Genomic DNA, 24,949 nt, shown 5'->3' with positions numbered 1-24,949 from the left:
CTCTCAGATTCAAAGTTCGGCCCCCGCCGAGAATTCCTTCATCCAGATTGCCGCCGATACCGCGACATCCGCGATCGGCCGCATCGGCAGAGAACGCGGATGCGGCTGTTTCAGCAGTTGATCGATCAGTTCGTTCGATTGCCCGAGCGCGTGTTCGGCGATGAGCTTGCCCGCCGCCGATCCGCGGCTCAGGCCGAGTCCGTTGCAGCCCACTGCTTCGAAGACGCCATCTTCGCGTTGGCCGAAGAGCGCGCCGTTGTTCGCCGAGAGGCACAGCGCGCCGCCCCATGTGTGTTGCAACTCGACCTCGTCGAGCATCGGAAAGCGCCGGTCGAACGAGCGTTGATGCAGATGTTTCGCTTTCGCGAGATCGCCGTCCGATACCGAAAGGTTCGGCCGGAACGCGAAATGGTTACGTACGCAAATACGGTTCGTCGCGAGGCGGCGCACGGTGGTGCCCATCGGATCGGCCGGAATGAGCGCCCAGGAATTCATGCCGCCGAGCCTTGCGATCTCGTTGTCGGTCATGACGCGCGACATCGACGCGAACGTGTAGACCGGCAGCAGGCCGTTCGGATGACCGCCGAACGTCGCCGCATATGCATTGGTGCACAGTACGACGCGCTTCGCCTCGATCGCGCCGTTCGCGAAGTTGAGACGCTTCGTCGGCCCGCGCGTTTCCATGCCCTTCACGGCGCTCAGCTCGAAGACCATCACGTTCGACGGCTGCGTCGCGGCGAGGCCGCGCATGAGCGCCGCCGGCTGCACCGTGCTGCATCCCGGCGTGAAGAGTGCGCTTTGATAGAAGCGTGTGCCGGTCACGCTGGCGATCGCGGATTCGTCGAGCCACTCGCAGGGTTCGTCGATGCGCGCGAGTCCATCCGCGAAATGAGTCAGCGCCGCATGGCCTTTCTTGTTCACCGACGCGTGATACTTTCCGTCATCGCGCCAATCGCAATCGATACCGTTTGCCTTCACCGTGTCGCGCACATAGCCGATGCCATGTCGTTGCAAGCGCACGTCCGCCTTGTCGGCCTCGACACTGCGCGAATAACTTTCGCTGCTGATGTCATGCGGCAAATCGACGAAAAAGCCGGAATTGCGCCCCGCTGTGGAGCGCCCGATGCGGTCTGCTTCGACGAGCGCGATCGATGCATCCGGCGCGAGTTCGGCAAGCCGCCGCGCCGCGCACAATCCGGTAATGCCGCCACCGACCACCACGAAGTCGAAGCGCGCTTCGCCCGTCACGCTTCTGGCGGGCGCGGCGGGCGGCATGCTCTCCCACCAGCCGTTCACGCCATCGGGCGCGGGAAACCGCATGAAGTCCAGTTTCGAGGCCATTCACGTTACTGAGCGTTGCGCAGCAAAGGTTGAACGATCTTCGCGAAGGCACTGCGCTCTTCGTCGTTGAGTGTGCCGAGCGGCGCGCGCGCGTTGCCGACGCGCGTGCCCGCGAGCTCGCATCCGTAACGCACATACTGGATGAACTTGCCGCTGCGCTCCAGCAGTTCGAGCACCGGAAGCAATTGCGTCATCAGCTTGCGGCCAGCGTTGAAATCGCCGCGTTTCACGCATGCTTCGAGCAAATCGGTATGCGCCTCGGGCAGAAAGTTCGATGCACCGGCGACCCAGCTTCGCACGCCCCACGCAAAGAATTCGAGCGCCTGATCGTCCATGCCGCAACTGAGAACGAAGCGTTCCGGCAGATGCGTCGCGAGATGATGCAGATGCGCGATATCACCGGTGCTTTCCTTCATCGCCGCGAAGTTGGGACGCGCGAGCAGCTTGTCGAGCACTTCATCGCCGATAGCCGTGCCGGTGCGTGCGGGGAAGTTGTAGAGCATGATCGGCATGTCGAGCGCATCATCGATCTTCAACAGGTGATCGAGCAACTCTTCCTGCGTCGGCTGCACGTAATACGGCGCGGCGATGAGCAACGCGTCGTAGCCCGCGCGCTTCGCTTCGTGTCCGATACGCAGGACTTCCTTCGTCGTGGTCGCGTTGATGCCGGCGGTGAGATACGTCTTTCCGCCGACCGCGGACGCCACCGTATCGAACGTCTTCACGCGCTCGTCGAAGCTGAGCGCGTAGTACTCGCCGGTAGTGCCCCCGACGCCCATTCCCGCTACGCGGCCCACGAGACTGGCGGCGTGCTTGCCAAGCATGTCGTGATCGATTTCGCCGTCGGCCTTGAACGGGGTGACGAGCGGAGTATGTACGCCTTCGAAGCTCATGTTTGTCTCTCTGATGAATGGAGGATGTGTGCTCATGCGCGATACGCGCCCGGCTTCACTGCGCGAGCCACGCCTTCACTTTGTCCGGATGCGCGTCGACGAACTTCTTCGCGGCCGTCGCGTAATCGTTGGTCGAATTGCCTTCGAATTCGATTGCCTCGACATCCGCGAGAGTCAGCTTGTAGTGCTTGAAGAGTACATCCGCGCGCGGAAACTTGGTCGCGAACTGTTTCGATGCGAAGGCGTGAATTTGCTCTTCGCCGCCGAGCGTGCCCTTCGGGTCCTTCAGATAGCGCATCTGCCACTTCTGGAACAGCCAATGCGGGCTCCATACGGTCGCGACGATCCATTGCTTCGATCCATACGCGCGCTGCACGGAGGCGAGCATGCCCGCCTCGCTCGAGGATTGCAGCTTGTAGCCCGACAGGTCATAAGCCTTGATCGTTCTCTCCGACGCCTGCATGAGACCGCCGCCCGGCTCGATGCCCTGGATCACGCCGTTGAGCTGCTTCTGCACCTCGGGCTTCTTCAGGTCTTCGATCGACGAAAGCTGCGACTCCGGCACATACGCGGGCACCGCCCAGCCGTTCTTGCCGCCCGTGTAGATGATGCCGACGTCGTCGAGCGTGTCCTTGTAGCGCGCCACATACTGACCGTGCGTCACCGGCAGCCATCCGCCGACCATGATATCGAGATCGCCGCGCGACACGCCCTGATACTGGATGCCGATATCCGCCTGAACGAACTGCACGGGCTGCTGGAGCTTCGTTTCGAGCACGTACTTCGCGACGTTCGCGACCGCGAGCACGTCGGCCCAATTCGTGACGGCGATCTTGATCGGCTCGGCCGAGATCGCCGGAGTAGCACCGGCCCCGAGCGCCACGATGGCCGGCGTCACGATCTTGACGATCATGGATCTTATGAAGCTGCTATTCATTTCGTACTCCGTATCTAATAATGATTCAGTATTAATGTTTGGTCGACGCTGTGACGCTCAGGTCTGAGCTGTGTTTCCGGCCGCGGCGGGCTCAACCGGCGTGGAGATGACTTTCTTCTTCGACTTCTTCGACTTCACGCCGAAACTTTCCGTCAATCGGTCGAGAATGATCGCGAGCAGAACTACGCCGAGTCCGCCTTCGAAGCCGATGCCGATATCGAGCCGCTGAATGCCGCTCAGCACATATTCGCCGAGCCCGCCCGCGCCGATCATCGAAGCGACCACCACCATCGACAGGGCCATCATGATCGTCTGGTTCACGCCCGCCATGATCGAAGGCAGTGCATTCGGCAACTGAATTTTCCAGAGCAGTTGCGCATCCGTGCTGCCGAACGAGCGGCCTGCTTCGAGCAATTCCTCACGCACCTGGCGGATGCCGAGGGTGGTCAGGCGCACGACCGGCGGCATCGCGAAGACGATCGTCGCGATCACTGCGGGCACGCGTCCGAGGCCGAACAGAATGACCGCGGGAATCAGATAGACGAACGCGGGCATCGTCTGCATGAAGTCGAGCAGGGAACGCAGCACGACTTCCACACGCCTGTTGCGTGCACCCCAGATGCCGAGCGGCACCCCGATCACGAGACTGAAGAACGTCGCCGCGACGACGAGCGCGAGCGTCGAAACCGTCTGCGCCCAAAGGCCCATGTAGTCGATCACATAGAGCGCCGCACCGACGAACACCGCGAACACGACACCTCTTCTCCACAGCGCGAGCGCCATGAGAATCACGAGCATCGCGATAAACGGCACTGCGCCGAGGCCATCTTCGAGCAGCTTGACGACCGCGCCGAGCGCGGCCGAAAATGCGTCGAAACCGCCGCGAAAGTGCGAGAAAAGAAAGTTGACTGCATCTTCGGCAAACTTTCCAAAGATCGAGGAATTCATGCTGCCCTCCGCTCCATGACCTGCTTGAGAATCGTGCGGCACGACACCACGCCCGCGAGTCTGCCCTGTTCGTCGGTGACCGGCACGTCGTGCTGCTGGCCGAGCGCAATATTCGCGAGTTGATGAAGATCGGCGGTCAGCGGGACCGCCGCGACATCGCGAAGCAACGCATCTCTGATCGGCCGGTTGCCGCTCTTGTGCAGCGATGCGGGCGTCACGCAGCCTTGATAACGCCCCGCCTCGTCGCAGACGTATCCGCACTCGGCGCCGCTGTCGATCAGGCTGTTCAGATAGCGCTCCGACGGCGCGCTCGTGTTGCACGCGATGAGACCGCGCTCGACTTTCGTCATCAGGCTCGATGCTTCGAGGAAGCGCGAGACATCGACGTTGCGGAAGAAGTCGCGTACGTAGTCATCTGCGGGCGACTGGATGAGTTCGGCCGGCGTGCCCACTTGAATCAGGCGGCCGTCTTTCATGATGCCGATGCGCCCGCCGATCTTCACCGCTTCTTCGATATCGTGCGAGATGAAAACGATCGTGCGCCGTTCTTCCTTCTGCAAGCGCAGCAACTCGTTCTGCATCTCGAAGCGGATGAGCGGATCGAGCGCGGAGAATGCCTCGTCCATCAACAGCACGGAAGGATTCACCGCGAGCGCACGAGCCAGGCCGACGCGCTGTTGCATGCCGCCCGACAGTTCGCTCGGCAACAGCTTCTCGTACGAAGCGAGACCGACGCGTGTCAACGCGGCGCGTGCGACTTCATAACGATCCGCTTTCTTCTTGCCCGCGACTTCGAGACCATAAGCGATGTTGTCGATGACGGAGCGATTCGGCAGCAGCGCGAAAGACTGGAACACCATCGCCATTTTTTCGCGGCGCACGGCGCGCAGTTCGGGCGTGCTCATCGGCGCGATGTCGCGGCCTTCGAGGATCACTTGTCCCGACGTCGGCTCGATCAAGCGGTTGAGCAGACGCACGAGCGTCGATTTGCCAGAACCGGACAGGCCCATGATGACGAAGATCTCGCCTGCGTTGACGGCGAGGCTGACATCGTCGACGGCGACCATGTTGCCCGTCTGCGCGAAGATTTCGTTGCGGCCGAGGCCTTGTTCCAATAGCGCCTGAGCGCGTTCCGGCTTCGCGCCAAAGATCTTCGAAAGATTCTTGACCGTGAGTATCTCGGTCTGTGATGCCGTAACCGATCGGGCCGTCGATACGTTTCCCGACTGCGCGGGAAGCGGATTCGTGACGTCGTTCGGTGCGAGCGTCAGGTTGGGAATCATCGGTCATTCCACCTAGCAGAAAAAAAATGGATATGTCGCTGCCGGAACATCCCGGCGTTCTTTGCGTTGAATGAAGCGTACATGGCCAATTTCGATCACCCACCGACATTTTCTGAGCACTTTCCGATACTTCTGGTAATGCATCGAAGCATTGCAGAAGCCGCTCGAGAATGGTGCAGCGCTGCGCGAGCACCGCAGAGCCAGAGCCGACGTGGCTTTGCGGGTAAAGGGCGTACGCGTGAACGATGCGCGCCACGCAAGCTTTCGAAAGCGACGCTAGGGAATGCACCTAGCTTGAGCCGTCTGCATGACTTTTTCTGATGTTAAAAGCGAAAACGCCGCGCATCCGGCGCGGCGTCGAACGAGAAATTTAGCAAGCGAATCACCCGAAGGTGAAGCTATACGCCTGCGCGCCCGGATCGAGAAACTCGATTTCGAAAGTACGGTCGACGACCGCGCCCGACTGACGCACGAGCTGATAAAGACGCGCGCCCGTCACGACGCCGTTGCCGTCGGCGGCGATGTCCGCGCCATGCGATGCGCCGGGCGCTGCGCCATCGATCGTCACGCGAAAGCGCACCGGCTTGCCGTCCGGCGTCGGTCCGAGCACGAGATGCAGATCGCGTGCATGAAAGCGATACGCAATGCGCGCTTGCGGCGCGGCCGGCGTCGCCGCCTCCGCTCCCACGTTCCACTTTCCTTCGAGCGCCCAGTCGTTGAGCGAGAGCCGCGCGGGCAGCGTGTAGCTTTCGACGGAATCGGGCATCACGCGTTGCGGCGACGCGAAGCCTTGCGCCTGCCTGTAGCCCACATAGGTCTCGTCCGAAGCGATGTTCGCCGGATCGGCCGCCGCCTGAGCGCCGTTGCCTTGCACAGTTTGTTGATCGCGTGCGGTCATCGTGGCGCCGTTATCGGCGAGCAACTGGCGAATCGCGTTCTCTGCCTCCCGGTATCCGCCTTCGCCGAAATGGTGAAAGCGCACGCGCCCTTGTGCGTCGACGATATAAAACGCGGGCCAGTATTGATTGCCGAACGCGCGCCAGATGCCGTAATCGTTATCGACGGCAACGGGGTACTTGATGTTCAGGTTCGCGAGCGCACGCTTCACGTTGCCCGTGTCCCGCTCGAAGCCGAACTCGGGCGTATGAACGCCGATCACGACGAGGCCGTCATTGCCATAACGTTGCGCCCATGTCTTGAGATACGGCAAGGTGCGCAGACAGTTGATGCACGAGTACGTCCAGAAATTGACCACGACGACCTTGCCGCGCAATGCATCGGCAGAAAGCGGCGCGGAATTGAGCCAGGCCGTTGCGCCGTCGAGCGATGGCAGTTTGCCCTGAACAGGAAGCGCAGCCGGCATCGATACGCGCATGATGCGCGCGCTCTGCTGTGCATTATGCGAGGTCTGCTTCGCCTTCAGCACGCCGACCAGCTTGCTCTCGATGCCGTTCGTCGGCGCGCCGGGGATATGCGCGAGCACGCGGGTGTCGAGGCCCGTCGCTATCGCGGCCACGGTCAATACGACGAGTGCGCCCATCGCGCGGCGCAGATGTTCGCCGATGCCGAGCGAACGCTTGACGCTATCCATCGCGCGCTTGCCGAGGCTCGACGCGACCGCGAGCGAACTCGCCGCACCCACGCCATAGGCGGCAAGCGCCGCAGCCGTGTGCCAGTTCGCGCCATGCAAGGCCGCGCCCGTGAGTATCACGCCGAGGATCGGGCCTGCGCATGGCGCCCACAAGAGCCCGGTCGCCACGCCCAGCAGCATCGACGAAACGATGCGGCCCGCCGTGCCCTGTGTCCGGGAACGCGCGGCGATGCGATCCGCGAGCGTTGACAACGGACGCGTGAGCCGATCGGCAATCGATGGAAACAGCAGCGCAGCGCCGAACAACGCAAGCGTCGCGAGCGCGATCCAGCGGCCGTACTGATTCAGTTGCGCGGCGCCCGCGAGACCCGCGACGCCGATGCCCGTCACGAGCGCGAACGTGCCCGCGAGCCCGATGAGAAGCGGCAGGCGATCGGTGACGAAGGGCTTGTCCGAGCGCGCGAATACGAACGGCACGACCGGCAGGATGCAGGGGCTCAGCACGGTGAACACGCCGCCGAGCAATGCGATGACGATGAGTGACATGAGATCGGTTTCCCGTGGAAATCGGTTGGACGGACCGGCATCGGACGCCGGGGAATACGGCACATCAGGCCATGTGACGTATTCCAGCGCCCTCATGTATCGCGAGGATTTCAGAAACGCATCGTCGTGTATCGGCCGTGCCGCCGGATACATGGCGATACAAACGGGACAAGCGCCCGATACATCCACGCGCTTCAATACGCTCCAACGTCCAACCGAAAGGAGAACCCGCCATGCTCGCTCGACTCAAGATCGCCGCCGTCTCCACTGCGATGGTCGCCGCACTCGGCGCCGTCGCGGCGCTCACCGCTTTTTCATCGACCGATTCCGCGGCCGGTATGAATACGACGCAGCAGACCGGCACGCAAGCGCCCGACTTTACCGGCATCGATAACTGGATCAATAGCGCGCCGCTCGATCTCGCGCAGTTGCGCGGCAAGGTCGTGCTCGTCGATTTCTGGACCTTCGATTGCATCAACTGCGCGCATACGCTGCCGCACGTGAAGGACTGGTATGCGCGCTATCGGGATAAAGGGCTCGTCGTGGTCGGCGTGCATACGCCCGAGTATTCATTCGAGCGCGATACCGGCAACCTCAGGAAAGCTATCGCCAAGTATGGGATCGAATATCCTGTCGCGCAGGACAATCGATACGCAACGTGGAATGCGTATAACAACCAGTATTGGCCCGCGCTTTATCTGATCGATCAGAACGGCAAGATCGTGTACACGCACTTCGGCGAAGGGCGCTATGCGCAAACCGAAGAAACGATTCGCGGGCTGCTTGGATTGAACGACAAGAAGGGTTAAAAAAACGCGCCGGCGTGGGCGCGTTTCTAGGTTCACTCGATTGCGTGCGAACGCTCAATTCTGTCGCGCGACGACGCCTTCTGCATCAGTGTCGCGCGTGGAGCCTTTCGCCGGGCGTCCTGCCCAATAGCCCGCGAGCATGGATCCCGACAAGTTATGCCACACGGAGAACAATGCGCCGGGCAAAGCCGCGATCGGCGTGAAATACAGCTTGCCGAGCGTTGCCGCGAGGCCCGAGTTCTGCATGCCGACTTCGATCGCGAGCGTGCGGCAGACGGCTTCATCGAAGCCGAGCAGACGGCCGCCCCAGTAGCCGCCCAGAAGACCGATGCCGTTGTGCAGCACCACGCCCACCGCGACGACCACGCCCACCGACGCGATGCTCTTCTGCGTGCCGCCGACGACCGCCGCGATGATCAGCAGGATCGATACCATCGACACGAGCGGCAACGCCCATTTGATCTTGCGCACGAGCTTGCCGAAGAGATGATTCACGACGAGCCCGATGACGATCGGCAGCGCGACGATCTGCACGATGCTCATCAACATGCCGTGTACGTCGACAGCGATCGATGCATCGACATAAAGCCGCGTGAGGAGCGGCGTGGCGAACACGCCGACGAGCGTCGACAACGCGCTGATCGTGACGGACAGCGCCACATCGCCACGCGCGAGATAGATCATCACGTTCGACGCCGTGCCGCTCGCCACGCTGCCGACGAGCACCATGCCCGCCGTCAGATCGGGCGGCATGCGCAGCGCTTTCGCGATGGCCCATGCCGCAAGCGGCATGACGAGGTAATGCAGCACGATCCCCGCGATGACCGGCGCGGGGCGCGTGAACACGCGCCTGAAATCGTCGATGGAAAGCGTGACGCCCATCGACAGCATGATGATCGTCAGAAGCGTCGTGACGTGCGGCGCGATGCCCGTCACGGACGAAGGCGCGCTGTAGGCGGCGATGGAAACGAGTACAGCCCAGACCGGGAAAAGGCGGGTGATGCGGGCAAGCATGAAAGCAATCCTCGAATGTCGTTGCGTGTCGTGTGTGGTTCAGCGAAAGCGGCGGTACGCGGGATGACCGGACGGGCGCAGACGGATGGATGTTTGCCTTCGTGGGGCGGACGCGGCCCGCGACGCCGGAAACGCGCGGGTTACGCATCGTTGGCCGAAGCAGCGGACAGGCATCGCATTTTACCCGGCGCGAAGCCGGCATTCGGGAAGCGCTTAATTCACGCGATATCAGCGAGCTGCTCACCCAACTCATTCGCAGCTAATTCTTCGGCGGCAAGATGCGCATCAAACAACCGGTCTGAAGGAGATGAACATGACACCGATCGCCATCATTCAAGGCACACCGACATGGGTCTGGGTGCTGCTCGCGTTTCTCTTGTATCGCGGCATCAAGGCAATGCAGGCCAGCACCACGCCGCTTTCGAAACTCGCAATCATCCCGCTGATTTTCGCGGGCATGGGTATCTCGCATCTGGTTTCATCGCCTGTCGTGGGCTGGGCTGCGGTCGCTGCGTGGATCGTCGCGCTCGGCGTAGGCTTCACGGGTGGCGTGTTCAACGCGAGCCGCAGTCGCTTCATTGCCGATCCGATGGCTCGTACCGTCATGCTGCCGGGGTCGATCGTGCCCTTGCTGCTGATCGCCGCTACGTTTATCGCGAAGTTCTGGATCGGCATCGAAATGGCGACCGTGACGAACCTGTCGGCGCTCGCGATGTATGCGGTCATCGATGCAGCGGTGTCGGGCGTCGTTGCGGGCATGTTCGCCGGACGCTTCTTCACCTACTGGAAAACGATGCACGCACTGCGTGCCTCGTGGGCCTGAACGATGTTCGCTCGCCGATCGTGGAACGCACGCGGTCGGCATCATGAAGAACGTACAAACAACCTCCATGAAAATGCCGTCACACTTGTTACTCCCGGTCATTCGCTTTCGAGTTCACACTGATTGCACGGAGAACAACTCAGGAGGTTGCAAAAGCCATGACTACATCAGACGAAAAAGGAACGGCGAGCGCGCGTACTGAAATGCGCACGCCGCCCGTCGTGTCGCAAGAGGCGTGGGAAGCGGCGCGTCAACACTTGCTCGTGAAGGAAAAGGCCAGCACGCGCGCACGCGACGCGCTCGCCGCCGAGCGCCGCCGCATGCCGTGGATGGCCGTGAAAACGGACTATATGTTCGAAGGTCCGGACGGCAAGACAAGTTTTATCGATCTCTTCGACGGACGGCGTCAGTTGATCGTCTATCGTGCGTTCTATGAACCCGGCGTGTTCGGCTGGCCCGAGCATGCATGCCGGGGATGCTCGCTCGTCGCCGATCAGGTCGCTCATGTTGCGCATCTGAATGCACGCGACACCACGCTCGTATTCGTATCGCGTGCACCGCAAGAACACATCGCGCGGCTGAAGGAACGCATGGGCTGGGACATTCCGTGGTTCACATTGACGGATAGCTTCGATGCCGACTTCGGCGTCGACGAATGGCACGGCACGAACGTGTTCTTCCGCAATGGAGATCAGGTATTCCGCACGTACTTCCTCAACAATCGCGGCGACGAGCAGATGGGCAATACGTGGAACTATCTCGACATCACGCCGCTCGGGCGTCAGGAGCTGTGGGAAGACTCGCCTGAAGGTTATCCGCAGACACAGACCTACAAGTGGTGGAACTGGCACGACAGCTATATCGACGCTGCGCCGCCCGATAGAAAATGGGTCGAAGTATCCGACGCGGGCGAAGCGGCATTTCGCGCAGAGAGCGCTAAAAACAAGGGGTGAAAGCAATCACGGTTCGATCGCGCTCGTGAACGTCAGCCATTCGCCGACGATCGCCTCGGGCGCGTCTTCCTGCATCAGATGTCCTGATCCGGGTACGCGCGTGAAGCGTGCATGCGGAATCAGCGACGCGAGTTCGACGCCGCGCTCGACCGGTATCCATTCGTCTTCCTCGCCCCAGAGAATCGACACAGGGCACGTCAATTCGCCGTAGCGCGATTGCACTTCATCCGTAAAACGCTGATCCATCTGCGCAATCTGCCGATAGAACGCGGCCTGTCCCTTTTCGCCCGTCCAAGGCCGCGTATAAATGAGCAACGTCTCTTCCGGCAACTTTCGATGCACCGCGCCTTGCAGATAAGCATCGAGCATCGCGCAATGCATGTACGGCGGCACACCTGCGAACGCGGCTTCATGCTGACGCACATGACGCACGAAGGGCGACCCCCAAGGCGCCACGGCAACGGGATCGACGAGCACCAACGAACGATACGCGCAGCCGTTCAACAGCGCCGCCCTGAGCGATGTCGCGCCGCCGAAGTCATGCGCGAGCACCTCGGGCGATGCGCCATTCCAGCCGGCGCTCCAGTGCGCGATAAGCGCTGCCAGCAAGCGGTTTTGCACGCCGAGCGAAACATCCTGTCCGTCGCGCATGTCCGACACGCCATAACCCAGCAGATCGAAGTAATGCACGCGCCGCGAGCGGGCCGCAATCGGCGCGATACGCCGCCATACTTGCGACGAAAACGGCGTTCCATGCACCAGCACGAGCGGCGCCCCCTCGCCGATCACGCCGTAGCGCACGGCCTGTCCTTCGAAGTCGAAAACATGATCGAGCGGCAAGCTGCCTTTCGTTTCGCTCATTGCGCTGTCTCGCTCAACGCAGGTTCGTGCGCGCGAGTTCGACGATTTCATCGCCGCGCCCGCTCAGGATCGCTCGCAACATGTAGAGACTGAAGCCTTTAGCCTGCGACAACTCGATGGTCGGCGGCATCGCGAGCTCATGCTTCGATGTGACGACATCGACCACCGCCGGTCCCTTGTGCGCGAACGCTTCCCGCAAGGCGTTTTCGAGTTGCTCCGACTCTTCCACGCGCACCGACCAGATGCCCGCACCCTTCGCGATCTGCGAGAAATCGGTCTTGCTTAGATCAACGTTGGTGTCGAGATAACCGCCCGCCTTCAGTTCCATCGACACGAAGCCGAGCAGACTGTTGTTGAACACGACGACCTTGATCGGCAATTCGAGTTGCACGGCGGAGAGAAGATCGCCGAGCAACATCGAGAGGCCGCCATCGCCCGACAGCGATACCACCTGACGTTGCGGTTGCGCGGCCTGCACGCCGAGCGCCTGTGGCATCGCGTTGGCCATCGAGCCGTGATTGAACGAGCCGTGCAACTGGCGCTTGCCGTTCATCGTCAGATAGCGCGCGGCCCAGAGCGTCGGCGTGCCGACGTCCACGGTAAAGATCGCGTCTTCGGCGGCAATCTCATCGACGAGCTTCGTGAGATATTGCGGATGGATCGGACGTCCTGGCGCGGACGGCGTCGCGAGATCGTCGAGGTCCTTGCGAGCGGTCGCATAGTGCCTGAGCGCATTCTCCAGGAAACGCCGTTCGCCCTTGCGCTGAAGCTTGGGCAGAAGCGCCGTAAGCGTTTCCTTGATCGTGCCAACGAGCCCCATTTCGAGCGGCGCGCGACGTCCCAATTGCGAGCCACGCCAGTCGATCTGCACGATCTTCGCATGCGGCGGATAGAACGGACGATACGGAAAATCGCAGCCGAGCAGAAGCAACGTATCACACGACATCATCGCGTGATAGCCCGAGCTGAAGCCGATGAGCCCCGTCATGCCGACATCGAACGGATTGTCGTACTCGATGAACTGCTTGCCGCGCAGCGCATGCACGATGGGCGCGCCGAGCGTATCGGCAAGCTTGACGACTTCGTCGTGCGAGCCGGCGACGCCGCTGCCGCACATGATCGTCACCGCTTCGCAGCCGTTCAGCAGGTCGGCGAGTTTGCCGAGATCGGCATCGGACGGCACGATCGCGCCCGGCGAACTCGCGGTCCAGCGCGGCTCGACGCTCGGACCTTCGCTCAATGCGACATCGCCCGGCAACACGATGACCGCGACGCCGCGCTGATCGAGCGCCGTGCGCATCGCACGTTCTAGCACGCGTGGAAACTGCGAGGCATTCGACACCAGTTCGACAAAGTGGCTGCATTCCTTGAACAACTCCTGCGGATGCGTCTCCTGGAAGTAGCCCAGTCCGATCTCGGTCGACGGGATATGCGCGGCGATGGCGAGCACGGGTTGATGATTGCGATGGCAGTCGTACAGCCCATTGATGAGATGCAGATTGCCCGGCCCGCAACTCCCGGCGCACACGGCGAGCTTGCCCGTGGCGGCTGCATCCGTGCCCGCTGCGAAGGCGGCCGCTTCTTCGTGACGCGTATGCATCCAGCGTATCGAGCCCACGCGATCGAGACTGAATGCAAGTCCGTTCAAGCTGTCGCCCGTGACACCCCAGATGCGTTCGACGCCCGCTGCCGCAAGCGTCTTCGCCAGATAATCCGCTACCGTGTTCTTGGCCATGATGTTCCTGTGATGAAGAGAGGGAGTCCAATGAATGGCGGATGCGCGGGCAGAGCGGCGCCCTACACCCGTTATGGCTCAATGCATGCAGGATTCAAAACGCAAAGCGAGTGTACGCCGGAGCGCGGCGGCTTGTCTTGAACGGTGGCGAAACCGCATGGCAGCGGCGATTCAGCGTGGCTTGCACAGGGCTTTCGAGTGCCGCACATAGCGGTCTTTCGAATGCACTATCGCCGCGGAATCTTGTATGCGAAATGCAAACGACAAACGGGGCCGAGTCGATCGGCCCCGCTGTGCTTTCTCTACTTTGATCGTCGGATTGCCTAACTCAGGCGCCCTTGCGCACCGCATCCGGTAAATCCCGGCCGTGGTACTTCTTGTAAATCGTATTCAAGTTCCCGTTCTTCATGTTCGTACCGACCCAGTTGTTCACCCATTCCTTCAAACGCGGCTGATCCTTGTTCATCGCGATGCCCAGATCGAAGGTCTTCTGCTCGAACTTCATCTCGATGTTGCGTTGCGGCGCGCGATCCTGCATTTCCTTCAGGTTCGAAGGCGTGCTGGAGAAAAGCTCGACCTGACCTGTGACCATCGATGTGATGAGCGTCGCGTCGTCCTCATAGCGTTGGATCTGCGCGCCCTTCGCCTGTTGCGTCGTGAGCGTGTCGTTCACCGTGGCGCGCGTGAGCCCGATGGTCTTGCCGTCGAGGTCCGCATAATCCTTCACCTTGATCGTCTTCACGCCGCCGACGATGATCGAGATCACCGCATACGGGTTCGAGAAATCGACCACTTTCGCGCGCTCCGGCGTGACCGATAGCGAAGATATGACGAGGTCCGCGCGCTTCGCTTGCAGGGTCGGAATGCGCGCGGCATTGGTGATTTGCACGAGCTCGAGCTTCACGCCGAGATCCTTCGCGAGAGCGGTGGCCGTATCCACGTCCGATCCCGCGGGCTTCAGGTTCTGATCCGCATAGCTGAAGAGCGGCGTGCCGATCGCGATCGCGACGCGCACGACGCCCGCCTTCTTGATGTCGTCGAGTTGATCGGCCATCGCGCTGTGCACCGCGCCTGCCATCATCAAAGTTGCGAGGGCCGCGCGTGCAATGATTGTCTTCGCTTTCAAGTCGAGTCTCCGTCGTTATTGATGCTGCATGTTGCTGGATAGGAATGCCGCGGATATCAAAGTCCGTTATCGAGAAATGCGCGCAGTTCGGGCGTGCGCGGCGCATCGAGCATGCTGCCGTCGCCCACTTCCCACACCTTGCCCTGATGCATGTAGATGATGCGATCCGCGACTCGCTTGGCGAACGCCATCTCGTGCGTGACAAGCAGCATCGTCATGCCGTCGGCCGCGAGGTCTTCCATCACGCGCAGCACTTCGCCCGTCAGTTGCGGATCGAGCGCCGACGTCACTTCGTCGAACAGCATCACCTTCGGCGACATCGCGAGCGAGCGCGCTATCGCCACGCGCTGCTGCTGTCCGCCTGACAATTGTTCGGGATACGCATCGGCCTTCTGTGCGAGACCGACCTGCTCCAGCACGTTCATCGCGATACGTCGCGCTTCGTCGCTCGACATCTTCTTCACATGACGCAGCGCAAGCATGATGTTCTCTTCCACCGTCAGATGCGCAAAGAGGTTATAGCTTTGAAACACGATGCCCACTTCGCGGCGCAACAAATGCAGATCGACTTTCGGATCGTCGACGCGAATGCCGCACACTTCGATCTGCCCCTGGTCGATCGTCTCGAGCCTGTCAATGCAGCGCAGCGCCGTGCTCTTGCCCGAGCCGCTCGCGCCGATCACGGCGATCATCTCGCCCTTGTTGACTTCGAACGACACGCCCTTGAGAACATGATTGGAGCCGAAGCTCTTGTGAATATCGTCGACCTTAACGATTGCTGACATTGAGCTTGTTCTCCATCGATTGGCTCCAGCGCGAAAGCGGATAGCACAGGACGAAATAGAAAGCGCCGACCAGTCCGAAGATGAGGAACGGCTGAAAGATCGAGTTGTTGATGATCTGCCCCGCGCGCGTCAGTTCGACGAAGCCGATCACCGAAGCGAGCGACGTCATCTTGATGAGCTGCACGAGAAAGCCTACGGTCGGCGGCAACGCGAGACGCATCGCCTGCGGAATGATCACGAGGCGCAATGTCTGCCAGCGCGTGAGCGACAGGCACTCCGATGCTTCCCACTGCGGCTTCGGCATGGCTTCGATGCAGCCGCGCCAGATATCGCCGAGATAGGCGCTCGAATAGACCATCAGCGCAAGGCCGGCCGCGACGAGCGCGGGCACCTGATAGCCATAGACCGACAAACCGAAGTACACGATGAAGAGCAGGATCAGCAGCGGAATGCCCTGAATGGCTTCGATATAGACGAGCGCGGCACGCGACAGCCACGCGCGCGGCGAGATGCGCGCGAGCATCACGCAAAAGCCGCCGATGCCGCCGAGCACGAACGCGAGCAGGGAAAGCGCGATCGTCCAGCCGATCGATTGCACCAGGTATTCAAGATGCGATGAAGTGAATCCGCCGCTCATGCCGCACCTCCCGGAATGACGGTATCGATACGCTGCGAATCGGGCGGCGTCTTGCCCGCGCGCTTTGCGGCAAGGCGAATCGCGCGGCGGCGCTTGAAGAGATGCTCGCCCACCGCCCACGCGATCAGCTTGATGATCAGCGACAACGCGAGATACAACGCCGCCACCACGATGTATGTTTCGAGCGAGCGGAACGTATCGGACTGCACGGTGTTGGCGACCGCAGTGAGCTCCTCGGCCGAAATCTGCGACGCGATCGCAGAGGCCTGCATCATCAACAGAAACTGGCTCGTCAGCGCGGGATAGACCTTTTCGATCGACGGCTGCAGCATCACGTGCCAGCCGATGCGCCACTTCGAAAGCCCGAGACACTCGGCCGCTTCGATCTGTCCGCGCGGCACTGATTCCAGACCGGCGCGAATGATCTCGGCCGCGTAGGCGCCGATGTTGATCGTCATGGCGAGCGCGGCGGCCGCGAAGGTCGGCATGCGCAAGCCGATGCTCGCAAGCCCGAAATACAGAAGAAAGATCTGCACGAGAAACGGCGTATTGCGCACGGCCTCGATATAGACGATGCAGACGCGCGTGAGCACCGGCACCTTCGCGCGCTTGGCGAACGCGACGAGCATGCCGAGGAGCAGGCCGAAGAACACGGCCACGCACGTCATCTTGAGCGTGAGCCACGCGCCCAGGAGGAACGTCGGCCAGTACGGCAACAGCGGTGAAAAGTCGAGAGAAAACATGGCGGCAAATGTTCCTGTGATGTCCGGTCGTCTTGCTCAGTGCGGCCGGCGCTGGATGTATGACGACATACTACGAATGTCGTCATACTGCATGTTGCATGCATTAAACCGGGTCGAAGGGGCCTGTCGTCGTGAACGCGCCGCCTTGCAGCACGGCCACGGGATCGGTGGGCGCGGGCGGCGGCGTTGCTTCGATCTTTTCGCGGAACTGCTCGGACGAGTCGCGCGGCACGAAGCCCAGATTCGCGGCGCAGCGGTTGTCCCACCACGTGTGGGCGTTCGCGGACATGCCGAACACGATCGTATGGCCCACGTCCTTCGTGAAGAGGCTGCGGCGCAGTAGTTCGTGGAAATCGTCATAGCTCATCCAGCTCGCCATCATGCGGCGGTCCTTCGGCTCCGGAAACACCGAGCCTAAGCGGATGCTCACGGTCTCGATGCCATAGCGATCGAAATACATCTGCGCCATGTCTTCGCCGAACGACTTCGACAAGCCGTAGTAACCATCGGGACGTTTGCGCGCGGCGGCGTCGATTCGTTCGTCCTGCCGATAAAAACCCGTGACGTGATTCGAGCTCGCGAACACGATGCGCCCGACACCCTGACGGCGAGCCGCTTCATACAGATTGAACACGCCCTTGATGTTGGCTTCGAGAATCTCCTCGAAGGGGCGCTCCACCGACACGCCGCCGAGATGGATGATCGCATCGCAATCGGCCGCGAGCGCATCGACCGCCTGGCGGTCGGCCAGATCGCAGGGAACGAGTTCTTCGTGAGGCGCCGTATCGGCCGGAAGCAAGCCCGGCAAATCGGAGAGGCGCACATGCTGCGCGAATTCGGCGACGCGATGACGGATCGCCCGTCCGATACCGCCCGCGGCGCCCGTCAGCAGCAGACGATCGAATCGCGCGGCGTCGTTGATTTGTTGTTCCATCGAATCGTGTCTCCTGAAGGCTGTCGTCGCTAGGGATTACCCTGCTCGCGTCTTCTTGTACGTTGTCATATCACTACATGACGCATATCATCATTTGCCGAACGATTTGTCAATGTGTGTAAAACCCATTCCAATGAGAACGCCGTGACGCTATCGCCCGATCTGCATGATGCATTCATTGCGCCGCCTGGCGCGCGACGCAGCCTCACTGCGCAACTCGTCGATGCGTTGCGCACGCAAATCGATGCGAAGGAGTTGAAGGCCGGCGCCCGCCTCGCGACCGAAGCGGAGATGGTGCAGCGTTTCGGTGTGAGCCGCACTGTCGTGCGTGAGGCGCTATCGCGATTGCAGGCGGCTGGGCTCGTCGAGACGCGGCATGGCATCGGGACTTTTGTATGCGATTCGGGGGCGTCGCCGCTATTGCAACTCGATCCCGCCGATGTCGCTGGCTCGATCGACGCACTGGCCATCCTCGAATTGCGCATCAGTCTCGAGACGGAGAGCGCGGGACTCGCGGCCATGCGTTGCGATGCCGCGCGCCTCGCGACGATGCGTTCGGCGCTCGCGGATTTCTCGCGGAACGTCGGCGCTGCATCGGATACGGTATCGCCCGATTTGCGTTTTCACATGGAGATCGCGCATGCGACGGGCAATCGTTATTTCGTCGAGATCATGGAACATCTCGGCACGCGGATGATCCCGCGCACGCGTATCACGGCCAGGCCCATTCCGCGCGAACACTACGCCGAGTATCTGATGCGCGTGAATCGCGAGCATGAACAGATCGCGGATGCCATCGAGCGCGGCGATGCCGATTCCGCGCGCACGGCGATGCGCCTGCATTTGATCAATAGCCGCGAGAGATTGCGGCGGGCGCAGGCGTCTTCAGCGTGAGTGAATGCGCTGGCCAAGGACCGCGTGTCGAGCGATCCTTGGCCCGGATACGAGGCTTTATCGAGCCGCCATGTTCGGCTCGCCATCGTCGATGTCATGCGCGCCGGATATCGTCTCCAGCGCCGCATCGTGATGCAGCAGCAAGACCGCTGCCACGCCGACCATGCCCGCCCCTGCAAGGCACAACAAGCCCGCGCCGAAGCCGCCCGTGCTGTCCTTGATCCAGCCCATCGCATAGGGACCGAAGAAGCCCGCGAGGTTGCCGAGCGAGTTGATCGCGGCGATACCGCCAGCCGCCGCCGCACCCGACAGGAACGAAGCCGGCAGCGTCCAGATCACCGGCAGGCAGCCGAAGATGCCGAAGCCCGCGATCGACAGCGCGATCATCTTCATCACCGGGTTATCCAGACCCGCCGATGCCGCGATGCCGCCCGCCGCCACCATCAGCGCAATCGCGACGTGCCAGCGGCGTTCGAGCTTGCGATCCGAATGGCGGCCCCACAGCACCATGCTGACCACGCCCACGGCATACGGCAAGGACGTGACGAAACCTGTCTGCAAGTTGGTGAGACCGAACGCCTTGACGATCTGCGGCAGGAAGAAGCTCAGGCCGTAGTTGGTTGCGTTCGCGCCGAAGTAGATCAACGCGATAGCGAGCACGCGCGGATTGAAGATGGCTTCCTTCACACTGAACGCATGCACCGATTCGCGATGCGCCCGCTCCTGCGCCTGACGTTCGACGAGCCAGTCGCGCTCTTCCTTCGCGAGCCAGTGCGCATCGGCGGGCTTGTCGGTCAGATAGAAGAACACGACGAACGCGAGCAACAGCGCGGGAAACGCTTCGATCAGATACAGCCATTGCCATCCTTGCATGCCGCCGATGCCGTCCATCTGCAGCAGCGCGCCGGAGATCGGTCCGCCGATCACCGTGGACAGCGGAATCGCGGCCATGAAGTACCCGACGACACGCCCGCGATATTTCGCCGGAAACCACAGAGTCAGCAGAAAGATGATGCCGGGAAAGAAGCCCGCTTCCGCGATGCCGAGCAGAATGCGCAAGCCATAGAACACATAAGCGTTCGAGAGGCCCGTCGCTTGCGCGATGTGCGGAATGTAGGCCATCGCCGCCGCGAGAATGCCCCACGTGAACATGATCCGCGCGATCCATCGGCGTGCGCCGAATCGCTCGAGCAGCAGGTTGGACGGAACCTCGAAAAAGAAATACGCGATAAAGAAAATGCCGGCGCCGAAGCCGAACATGCTGGCGGAAAAGCCGAGCGCCTTGTTCATCTGCAGCGCCGCGAAGCCGACGTTGACACGGTCCAGATACGCGATGAAGTAACACAAGATCAGGAACGGCACGAGGCGAACCATCACGCGCTTCATGGTGCGAGCTTCAAGGTCCATCAAGGTCTCCTCCGGATTAGAGAATCGGCACATCGCTGAGTACTCGAGATACCTGCGGAGACTACTCTTTACGGACGAACTAAAGCATTAGTGTTTGTTCTTGGTATCGGTTCCGAAGGGAGACGTATTTGTCGATCCGATGCGCGCCAATGCGGTGCATCGGATCGCTGGAGAACGAGGCGTGGAATTCGCCCCGTTCAGCAGCATCATGCGACCGGTAACATTCCGGCGTAATCCGGTTCCGGTAATCCTTGCGCACCGGGGTTCAATGCGAACACGTAACCGTCGTTGTCAGTGGCATTTGTTGCCGGACGAATCGTCGTGACGTAGAGCGTCTTCAGATCGCCGCCGCCGAATGCGCACATCGACGGCTTGCTCGCGGGCAACCCGATTTCGCGATCCAGCTTGCCCTGCGGCGTGAAGCGCAGCAAGCGCCCGGCATCGTTCGCGCAGGTCCAGTAGCAGCCGTCCGCATCGACCGCCGCGCCGTCCGGGCGGCCCGCGTAATTGTGTAGATCGGCAAACACGCGTTGCGCACTCGGCGTGCCCGTGTCGGTGTCGAAGTCGAACGCCCACACGACGCGTCGTTGCGGATGCGAGTCGGACAGATACATCGTTCTGCCATCCGGCGACCACGCGAGACCGTTCTGCGTGATCAGACCATCGACGACGGGCGCCGAGAGCGTGCCCTGCTCATCGAAGCGATACAGCGCGCCGACAGCGCTCGCGAGCGACATGTCCTGCACCATCGTCCCGGCCCAGAAGCGCCCTTGCCTGTCGCAACGGCCATCGTTGAAACGCATGCCCGCCGCGGGAAACGCCGGCGCGGCGAGCTTCACGGCATGCCCTTCGTTCACATCGCTTGCATCGCTGGCATCGGGAAGCGTCACGCCGAACATGCCGCTCTCCATGCCCGCGACGACACGCCCCGCCGCATCGAACGCAAAGCACGCTACCTGTTCGGCAAACGCCCATTCCGTGCGGCGCGCGCTTTCGACTTCGAGGCGAACGATACGGCGCGCCGGAATATCGACCCAATACAGCGCGCCCTCTTGCGCGCGCCATACCGGGCATTCGCCGACCGTCGCGCGGCCGCCCGCGTCGAGCCGTTCGGCGCGCACGGCTGTGCTCATCGCTTGCGCTCCATCGGCTCGCCCAGGACGAACGCGCCGCCCTGGAAGCGCTGCGCGGGGTCGTCGCGTTCGGCGGTCGGCGCGATCACCGGAAAAAGCCCGTCGAACTGCGCGGAGCTGTCCTTTGGATTGAAGCCGAGGAAGCCGGCCTTCGAGTTGTCCCACCACTTCACCGGATTGTCCGACGCGCCATACACCACGGCATGTCCGACGCGGTTCGTGAACAGCGAGCAGCGCACGAGCTCGATGAAATCGCGGTAGCTCAGATACGTGACGAGCATGCGCGGATTCTTCGGCTCCTCGAACGACGAACCGATGCGCAGGTTCACCGTTTCGATGCCGAAGCGGTCGAAGTAATAGCGCGACAGCGATTCGCCGAAGCACTTCGTCACGCCATAGAGACTGTCCGGACGATGCGGCGCGTCCGCGTCGAGCACTTCGGTGACCGGATGAAAGCCGATTGCATGGTTCGAGCTCGCGAACACGATGCGTTTCACACCGTGACGGCGCGCCGCTTCGTAGATGTTGTACGTGCCGCGAATATTCGCCTCGATCAGATCGTCGAAGGGCGCGTCGATGGAAATGCCGCCGAGATGCACGATCGCATCGACGCCCGCGACGAGCTGCATCACCTTCTCGCGATCCGCGAGATCGACGGCGCTGATTTCTTCATGGCTCGCCGCGTCGTCGAGCGGCGCGATGTCGGAGAGCCGGACGACGTCGGCCCATTGCGCGAGCGCGCCGCGCAACTGACGGCCAAGATTGCCGGCGGCGCCGGTCAAAAGCAGGCGCTTGAACGGTTTGCCCGCTGCGGTTGGCTGATTCATCGAGACTCCTGTCAAATACATGGTAATGCGTTGAAAGCAAAAACAAAGAAAACGTTTTCTGGACTATAGCGGCGGGCTGAACCCGGCGTCAATCGGCATCATGCATGAAGAATGCTGCATGCAAAATGCTTAATGCACCTCATCGTTTCCCGATTTTCTGCGACAATCCGTAAACATTGCGAAAACGTTACCTTCCGAATGAAGAAAATTTCCCCGACCATTCGCGACGTCGCCGCCGCAGCGGGCGTCTCCGTTGCAACCGTGTCCAAGTACATCAACGGCGCGCAGCGTTTTTCCGCGCCGGTGGAAGCCAAGCTCAAGGAAGCCATCGAAACGCTCGGCTACCGCTCGAACCCGCTCGCGCGCTCGATGATCACCGGCAAGACGCGCACCATCGGCCTCACGATCCTCGACATCAGCAATCCGCACTTCACCAACGTCGTGAAGGGCGCGAACCGCATCGCGCTGCGGCACGACTACACGCTGCTGCTCGTCGATATCGACGAGAACCAGGCGCGCGAGCGTCCGCTCATCGAAGCCCTTGCGCAACGCGTCGACGGACTGCTCGTCAGCTCGCGTCTCGCCGACGAAAGCGCGCAGTGGATGCTCGACCTCGACAAGCCCGTCGTGCTCCTGCGCAACGCCGAGCTGCCGATTCCGAGCGTCGGCATCAACAGCCGCCTCGCCACCTACATGCTCGCGCGCCATCTGCTCGATCTCGGCCATCGCCGTATCGCGTATCTCGGTTTCGAGCATGCGCGCATCAACGATGAGCGGATCCGCGGCGCGCGAGATTGTCTCGCCGAAGCGGGCCTCGAACTCGACATCTACGAGGCCCATGCGCCGACTTCGCTCGCGGGCGAACAAGCCTGCTCGCGCGTGTTGCTCGGACCGAAGCGGCCGCAGGCGGTGATCTGCTACAACGACCTGATCGCACTCGGCTTCATGAAGGAAGCCGCGTCGCTCGGCATTCGCGTGCCGCAGGACGTGTCGGTGACCGGCATCGACAACGTGCCTTACGGCGCATACGCGGCACCGGGCCTCACTACCGTCGACATTCAAAGCGAGAAGATGGGCGAACTGGCGATGCAGAAGCTCATCGACGCCCTCGCCGGTCATCCCGATCCCGGCAACTCCATGTTCGAGCCGCGGCTCATCGTGCGTGAATCGACCGCCGGGGTTCCCGTGCTTGCGTGAATCGCGCCGCGCCGCCTGCGGGCTGCGTATGCTGGCGGCGCGGCGCATGGTGCGTACTTTGTGTGTATTACGCTTCGAGCTTCGCCGGCGTCATCTTCGGCGTGAGCACGTGCATGATCGCGAAGGCGATGAGATACGCCGACGCGCCGATCGCGAACAGCACCCAGTAGTGGCCCGTGCGTTGCAGAACCTGGCCGATCACTTCGGAGAACAGAACGCCGCCGATCGAACCGGCCATGCCGCCGATACCGACCACCGCGCCCACCGCACGACGCGGGAACAGGTCCGATGCCGTCGTGAAGAGGTTCGCCGACCAGCCCTGATGCGCCGCCGCCGCGAGACCGACGATCGCCACCGCGACCCACAGATTATCCGCCTGCGACACAAACGCGATCGGCAACACGGCGCATGCGCAGATCAGCATCGCGGTCTTGCGTGCCGCATTCACGGTCCAGCCCGCACGCAACAGCGCCGACGAAATCCACCCGCCGCCGATGCTGCCGACCGTGGTGATCGCATAGATCACGACGAGCGGCAAACCGATGTGCTGCATGTCCATGCCGCGCGATTCGTTGAGCCACTTCGGCAGCCAGAACAGATAGAACCACCACACCGGGTCCGTCAGGAACTTGCCGACGATGAACGCCCACGTCTCGCGCTTCTTGATGAGCACCTTGAAGCCCGGCGCGCCTGCTTTCGCATTGGCGGCATCGGCGGCACGGGTTTCGTCGCCTTCGTTCGCGAGATCGTCCTCTTGCGCGCTGCCGTCCGGCTGGCGATACATGAAGAACCACACGACGAGCCACACGAGACCGATCGCGCCGATGATCACGAATGCCGCTCGCCAGCCGAAGGCCACCGCGATGGCCGGAATGAGCGCGGGTGCGAACACCGCGCCGATGTTCGCGCCGGAGTTGAAGATGCCGGTTGCGAGCGCGCGTTCGCTGCGCGGGAACCATTCAGCGGTCGTCTTGATGGCCGCCGGGAAGTTGCCGCCTTCGCCGATGCCCAGCAGCGCGCGGACCATCGCGAAGCCCATCACGGAGCCGACGGCCGCATGCAGCATCGCCGCGATGCTCCATAAGAACATTGCGAGCGCGTAGGAGATGCGCGTGCCGAGCCAATCGACAATGCGTCCGAAGCACAGCAGACCGACCGCGTAGAACGCCGAGAACGCGATCACGATGCGACCGTACTGCACCTGCGTCCAGCCGATGTCGTGCTGCAGCATCGGAGCGAGCAGACCGAGGATCTGCCGGTCCATGTAGTTGATGACCGTGGCGAAGAAGAGCAGCGTGCACACGGTCCAGCGATAGCGGCTGGCGGTACGCACGACGCCGGCAACGACAGTGTTCATGAAAGTCTCCGGACGCGGCGGCGCTCGTCGTGCCGCGTTCTTTGTTGCGTGACCGGCGACGAGCGCCGTGGCGATGGCTTGCGTGGTGCTGAAGCCGCAAACCGGCCTGGTTCGGGAAAACGTTTTTTCGAAGGATAGTGGGTTTGCCGACGACTGACTATCCTGGTGTTTGCCC

Annotated in this window: 23 protein-coding genes; 5 read left to right on the top strand and 18 right to left on the bottom strand. The window is 61.9% G+C overall.

Going from position 1 to position 24,949, the window contains the following annotated elements; genetic code table 11:
- Nucleotides 1-9: 9 nt before the first annotated feature.
- The 6 genes from NCS28_RS26795 to NCS28_RS26770 all read right to left on the bottom strand — a co-directional run bounded on the left by NCS28_RS26795 (nucleotide 10) and on the right by NCS28_RS26770 (nucleotide 7,539).
- Entirely contained in the window at nucleotides 10-1,341 is a 1,332-nt protein-coding gene (locus tag NCS28_RS26795; RefSeq protein ID WP_250516801.1) for an NAD(P)/FAD-dependent oxidoreductase, read from the bottom strand.
- 5 nt (nucleotides 1,342-1,346) lie between these two features.
- On the bottom strand, nucleotides 1,347-2,234 hold the full coding sequence (locus NCS28_RS26790) for a dihydrodipicolinate synthase family protein (protein ID WP_250516800.1): 888 nt from the start codon (nucleotides 2,232-2,234) through the stop codon (nucleotides 1,347-1,349).
- 55 nt (nucleotides 2,235-2,289) lie between these two features.
- Nucleotides 2,290-3,171, bottom strand: a complete 882-nt coding sequence (locus NCS28_RS26785; RefSeq protein WP_250516799.1) for a glycine betaine ABC transporter substrate-binding protein — start codon at nucleotides 3,169-3,171, stop codon at nucleotides 2,290-2,292.
- Nucleotides 3,172-3,228: 57 nt separating this feature from the next.
- Nucleotides 3,229-4,119 carry an ABC transporter permease gene (locus NCS28_RS26780; protein ID WP_250516798.1) on the bottom strand — a complete coding sequence of 297 codons (891 nt, stop codon included), beginning with the start codon at nucleotides 4,117-4,119 and terminating at the stop codon, nucleotides 3,229-3,231.
- Complete coding sequence (locus NCS28_RS26775) at nucleotides 4,116-5,402, bottom strand: quaternary amine ABC transporter ATP-binding protein (RefSeq protein ID WP_250516797.1); 1,287 nt, start codon at nucleotides 5,400-5,402, stop codon at nucleotides 4,116-4,118. Before NCS28_RS26775 ends, NCS28_RS26780 begins: the two co-directional genes overlap by 4 nt.
- Nucleotides 5,403-5,784: 382 nt before the next feature.
- Entirely contained in the window at nucleotides 5,785-7,539 is a 1,755-nt protein-coding gene (locus NCS28_RS26770; protein WP_250516796.1) for a cytochrome c biogenesis protein DipZ, read from the bottom strand.
- Between the two features lie 233 nt (nucleotides 7,540-7,772).
- Here NCS28_RS26770 and NCS28_RS26765 point away from each other — a divergent pair, with 233 nt between their 5' ends.
- Nucleotides 7,773-8,348, top strand: a complete 576-nt coding sequence (locus NCS28_RS26765; RefSeq protein ID WP_250516795.1) for a thioredoxin family protein — start codon at nucleotides 7,773-7,775, stop codon at nucleotides 8,346-8,348.
- A 54-nt stretch (nucleotides 8,349-8,402) separates the two neighbouring features.
- Here the strand turns inward: NCS28_RS26765 and panS are convergent, their stop codons facing one another.
- The gene (gene panS, locus NCS28_RS26760; protein ID WP_250516794.1) at nucleotides 8,403-9,362 is read right to left on the bottom strand and encodes a ketopantoate/pantoate/pantothenate transporter PanS; all 960 of its coding nucleotides are present in this window, start codon (nucleotides 9,360-9,362) and stop codon (nucleotides 8,403-8,405) included.
- Between the two features lie 313 nt (nucleotides 9,363-9,675).
- Between panS and NCS28_RS26755 the strand changes: the two genes are divergently transcribed.
- Together NCS28_RS26755 and NCS28_RS26750 are read left to right on the top strand one after the other, a co-directional pair.
- Entirely contained in the window at nucleotides 9,676-10,185 is a 510-nt protein-coding gene (locus NCS28_RS26755; RefSeq protein WP_250516793.1) for a DUF6622 family protein, read from the top strand.
- A gap of 158 nt (nucleotides 10,186-10,343) precedes the next feature.
- Entirely contained in the window at nucleotides 10,344-11,138 is a 795-nt protein-coding gene (locus tag NCS28_RS26750; protein WP_250516792.1) for a DUF899 domain-containing protein, read from the top strand.
- 6 nt (nucleotides 11,139-11,144) lie between these two features.
- On the opposite strand, the gene NCS28_RS26745 is transcribed toward NCS28_RS26750, so the two are convergent.
- The 7 genes from NCS28_RS26745 to NCS28_RS26715 form a co-directional block, all read right to left on the bottom strand.
- Nucleotides 11,145-11,999, bottom strand: a complete 855-nt coding sequence (locus NCS28_RS26745) for an alpha/beta fold hydrolase (RefSeq protein WP_250516791.1) — start codon at nucleotides 11,997-11,999, stop codon at nucleotides 11,145-11,147.
- 13 nt (nucleotides 12,000-12,012) lie between these two features.
- Nucleotides 12,013-13,734: a ubiquinone-dependent pyruvate dehydrogenase gene (poxB, locus tag NCS28_RS26740; RefSeq protein WP_250516790.1), complete on the bottom strand. Its 1,722-nt coding sequence runs from the start codon at nucleotides 13,732-13,734 to the stop codon at nucleotides 12,013-12,015.
- 328 nt (nucleotides 13,735-14,062) lie between these two features.
- On the bottom strand, nucleotides 14,063-14,860 hold the full coding sequence (locus NCS28_RS26735; RefSeq protein ID WP_250516789.1) for a transporter substrate-binding domain-containing protein: 798 nt from the start codon (nucleotides 14,858-14,860) through the stop codon (nucleotides 14,063-14,065).
- 56 nt (nucleotides 14,861-14,916) lie between these two features.
- The gene (locus tag NCS28_RS26730; RefSeq protein ID WP_250516788.1) at nucleotides 14,917-15,645 is read right to left on the bottom strand and encodes an amino acid ABC transporter ATP-binding protein; all 729 of its coding nucleotides are present in this window, start codon (nucleotides 15,643-15,645) and stop codon (nucleotides 14,917-14,919) included.
- Nucleotides 15,629-16,282: an amino acid ABC transporter permease gene (locus tag NCS28_RS26725; RefSeq protein ID WP_250516787.1), complete on the bottom strand. Its 654-nt coding sequence runs from the start codon at nucleotides 16,280-16,282 to the stop codon at nucleotides 15,629-15,631. Before NCS28_RS26725 ends, NCS28_RS26730 begins: the two co-directional genes overlap by 17 nt.
- The gene (locus NCS28_RS26720; RefSeq protein WP_250516786.1) at nucleotides 16,279-17,025 is read right to left on the bottom strand and encodes an amino acid ABC transporter permease; all 747 of its coding nucleotides are present in this window, start codon (nucleotides 17,023-17,025) and stop codon (nucleotides 16,279-16,281) included. The genes NCS28_RS26725 and NCS28_RS26720 overlap by 4 nt, the downstream gene beginning before the upstream one ends.
- Nucleotides 17,026-17,128: 103 nt before the next feature.
- Nucleotides 17,129-17,959, bottom strand: a complete 831-nt coding sequence (locus tag NCS28_RS26715; protein ID WP_250516785.1) for an SDR family NAD(P)-dependent oxidoreductase — start codon at nucleotides 17,957-17,959, stop codon at nucleotides 17,129-17,131.
- A gap of 144 nt (nucleotides 17,960-18,103) precedes the next feature.
- On the opposite strand from NCS28_RS26715, the gene NCS28_RS26710 reads away from it, so the two are divergent.
- Nucleotides 18,104-18,853 (top strand): FadR/GntR family transcriptional regulator, encoded by a 750-nt coding sequence (locus NCS28_RS26710; RefSeq protein ID WP_250516784.1) that lies wholly within the window; start codon nucleotides 18,104-18,106, stop codon nucleotides 18,851-18,853.
- Between the two features lie 57 nt (nucleotides 18,854-18,910).
- Here NCS28_RS26710 and NCS28_RS26705 read toward each other — a convergent pair whose 3' ends face one another.
- The 3 genes from NCS28_RS26705 to NCS28_RS26695 all read right to left on the bottom strand — a co-directional run bounded on the left by NCS28_RS26705 (nucleotide 18,911) and on the right by NCS28_RS26695 (nucleotide 22,220).
- A complete protein-coding gene (locus tag NCS28_RS26705; RefSeq protein WP_250516783.1) occupies nucleotides 18,911-20,260 on the bottom strand; it encodes an MFS transporter in 1,350 nt (449 codons plus the stop codon).
- Between the two features lie 206 nt (nucleotides 20,261-20,466).
- Nucleotides 20,467-21,393 (bottom strand): SMP-30/gluconolactonase/LRE family protein, encoded by a 927-nt coding sequence (locus NCS28_RS26700; RefSeq protein WP_250516782.1) that lies wholly within the window; start codon nucleotides 21,391-21,393, stop codon nucleotides 20,467-20,469.
- Nucleotides 21,390-22,220, bottom strand: a complete 831-nt coding sequence (locus NCS28_RS26695; RefSeq protein ID WP_250516781.1) for an NAD-dependent epimerase/dehydratase family protein — start codon at nucleotides 22,218-22,220, stop codon at nucleotides 21,390-21,392. Before NCS28_RS26695 ends, NCS28_RS26700 begins: the two co-directional genes overlap by 4 nt.
- Nucleotides 22,221-22,418: 198 nt before the next feature.
- On the opposite strand from NCS28_RS26695, the gene NCS28_RS26690 reads away from it, so the two are divergent.
- Nucleotides 22,419-23,417, top strand: coding sequence for a LacI family DNA-binding transcriptional regulator (locus NCS28_RS26690; RefSeq protein WP_250516780.1), 999 nt, complete (start codon nucleotides 22,419-22,421; stop codon nucleotides 23,415-23,417).
- A 67-nt stretch (nucleotides 23,418-23,484) separates the two neighbouring features.
- Here the strand turns inward: NCS28_RS26690 and NCS28_RS26685 are convergent, their stop codons facing one another.
- Complete coding sequence (locus NCS28_RS26685; RefSeq protein ID WP_250516779.1) at nucleotides 23,485-24,774, bottom strand: MFS transporter; 1,290 nt, start codon at nucleotides 24,772-24,774, stop codon at nucleotides 23,485-23,487.
- Between the last annotated feature and the right edge of the window lie 175 nt (nucleotides 24,775-24,949).

It is taken from the genome of Caballeronia sp. INDeC2, assembly GCF_023631325.1.
GTDB lineage: Bacteria > Pseudomonadota > Gammaproteobacteria > Burkholderiales > Burkholderiaceae > Caballeronia.
Note: the sequence above shows the minus strand (reverse complement) of the source record. Positions and strands in the feature narration are given on the sequence as shown.

Excerpts from the sequence above, each read along its gene's own strand:
- panS (WP_250516794.1), bottom strand. The coding sequence starts at position 9,362 with ATGCTTGCCCGCATCACCCGCCTTTTCCCGGTCTGGGCTGTACTCGTT.
- NCS28_RS26720 (WP_250516786.1), bottom strand. The coding sequence starts at position 17,025 with ATGTTTTCTCTCGACTTTTCACCGCTGTTGCCGTACTGGCCGACGTTC.
- poxB (WP_250516790.1), bottom strand. The coding sequence starts at position 13,734 with ATGGCCAAGAACACGGTAGCGGATTATCTGGCGAAGACGCTTGCGGCA.
- NCS28_RS26770 (WP_250516796.1), bottom strand. The coding sequence starts at position 7,539 with ATGTCACTCATCGTCATCGCATTGCTCGGCGGCGTGTTCACCGTGCTG.
- NCS28_RS26785 (WP_250516799.1), bottom strand. The coding sequence starts at position 3,171 with ATGAATAGCAGCTTCATAAGATCCATGATCGTCAAGATCGTGACGCCG.
- NCS28_RS26765 (WP_250516795.1), top strand. The coding sequence starts at position 7,773 with ATGCTCGCTCGACTCAAGATCGCCGCCGTCTCCACTGCGATGGTCGCC.
- NCS28_RS26715 (WP_250516785.1), bottom strand. The coding sequence starts at position 17,959 with ATGGAACAACAAATCAACGACGCCGCGCGATTCGATCGTCTGCTGCTG.
- NCS28_RS26695 (WP_250516781.1), bottom strand. The coding sequence starts at position 22,220 with ATGAATCAGCCAACCGCAGCGGGCAAACCGTTCAAGCGCCTGCTTTTG.
- NCS28_RS26755 (WP_250516793.1), top strand. The coding sequence starts at position 9,676 with ATGACACCGATCGCCATCATTCAAGGCACACCGACATGGGTCTGGGTG.
- NCS28_RS26780 (WP_250516798.1), bottom strand. The coding sequence starts at position 4,119 with ATGAATTCCTCGATCTTTGGAAAGTTTGCCGAAGATGCAGTCAACTTT.
- NCS28_RS26730 (WP_250516788.1), bottom strand. The coding sequence starts at position 15,645 with ATGTCAGCAATCGTTAAGGTCGACGATATTCACAAGAGCTTCGGCTCC.
- NCS28_RS26685 (WP_250516779.1), bottom strand. The coding sequence starts at position 24,774 with ATGAACACTGTCGTTGCCGGCGTCGTGCGTACCGCCAGCCGCTATCGC.
- NCS28_RS26745 (WP_250516791.1), bottom strand. The coding sequence starts at position 11,999 with ATGAGCGAAACGAAAGGCAGCTTGCCGCTCGATCATGTTTTCGACTTC.
- NCS28_RS26790 (WP_250516800.1), bottom strand. The coding sequence starts at position 2,234 with ATGAGCTTCGAAGGCGTACATACTCCGCTCGTCACCCCGTTCAAGGCC.
- NCS28_RS26700 (WP_250516782.1), bottom strand. The coding sequence starts at position 21,393 with ATGAGCACAGCCGTGCGCGCCGAACGGCTCGACGCGGGCGGCCGCGCG.
- NCS28_RS26705 (WP_250516783.1), bottom strand. The coding sequence starts at position 20,260 with ATGGACCTTGAAGCTCGCACCATGAAGCGCGTGATGGTTCGCCTCGTG.
- NCS28_RS26690 (WP_250516780.1), top strand. The coding sequence starts at position 22,419 with ATGAAGAAAATTTCCCCGACCATTCGCGACGTCGCCGCCGCAGCGGGC.
- NCS28_RS26750 (WP_250516792.1), top strand. The coding sequence starts at position 10,344 with ATGACTACATCAGACGAAAAAGGAACGGCGAGCGCGCGTACTGAAATG.
- NCS28_RS26775 (WP_250516797.1), bottom strand. The coding sequence starts at position 5,402 with ATGATTCCCAACCTGACGCTCGCACCGAACGACGTCACGAATCCGCTT.
- NCS28_RS26795 (WP_250516801.1), bottom strand. The coding sequence starts at position 1,341 with ATGGCCTCGAAACTGGACTTCATGCGGTTTCCCGCGCCCGATGGCGTG.
- NCS28_RS26725 (WP_250516787.1), bottom strand. The coding sequence starts at position 16,282 with ATGAGCGGCGGATTCACTTCATCGCATCTTGAATACCTGGTGCAATCG.